Genomic DNA, 750 nt, shown 5'->3' with positions numbered 1-750 from the left:
CCGCGTAAAACTTCGCCCGAACGCGTTGGAGACGGTCTCGATCTCGTCGCGCACATTGCTGACCCCATGCGCCAGCAGCAGGCGCTGCACGAAGGGGCGGATGACGGAATCCGGCGTGGGCATGAGCGTCTGGTAGGGCTCGATCATCGAAAGCTCGAAACGGGGTTCGGCGAGCAGCGGGTGGCCCGGCCGGACGACGAACACGACTTTTTCCGAATAAAGGTGCTCGAAAGCCAGGCCAGTCATGGCATCCGGATCGGCCATGCGGCCGATGACCAGGTCCACGTCGCCCATCCGCAGCAGCGACAGCAGATAGGCGTTGGGTCCGGTGATGATCCGCGTGGTTGCCGGCAGGTGCTGGTCGCTGAAGCGCTTCACCGATGGCGGCAGGATGCGCGCCGAGACGGTGGGCAGGGCGCCGACCTTGACGATCTCCTGCGCCTGCGCGCTTCCCAGGCTGTCGATGCCCTGGCGAAGGGCGGTAAAGCTCGTGCTCGCGTAGCGCAGGAACACTTCGCCGGACGGGGTCAGGAAGAGATTGCGACGGCTGCGGTCGAAGAGGGGCACCCCCACGATCTCCTCGAGCTCCTGGATGGTCTTGGAGGCCGCGGGCTGGCTCATGTTGAGGGCATCGGCCGCCTTCACCACGCTCTTGAGCCGCGCCACCTCCAGGAAGCACGCGATGTGCCGCAGTTTTACACGCGAATCGATGGGACGTTTGGCCAAGGCAAAATCCTGCGGTTATGTTTC

The 750-nt window shown here is 64.5% G+C and carries 1 protein-coding gene; it reads right to left on the bottom strand.

From position 1 onward, the window contains the following. Positions 1 to 726, bottom strand: a 726-nt coding sequence (gene pcaQ / locus JP75_RS24675) for a pca operon transcription factor PcaQ (protein WP_035087869.1), incomplete at its 3' end; no start/stop codon positions are given. Positions 727 to 750 lie beyond the last annotated feature (24 nt).

The sequence above is a fragment of the Devosia riboflavina genome (genome assembly GCF_000743575.1).
Taxonomy (GTDB): domain Bacteria; phylum Pseudomonadota; class Alphaproteobacteria; order Rhizobiales; family Devosiaceae; genus Devosia; species Devosia riboflavina.
Note: the sequence above shows the minus strand (reverse complement) of the source record. Positions and strands in the feature narration are given on the sequence as shown.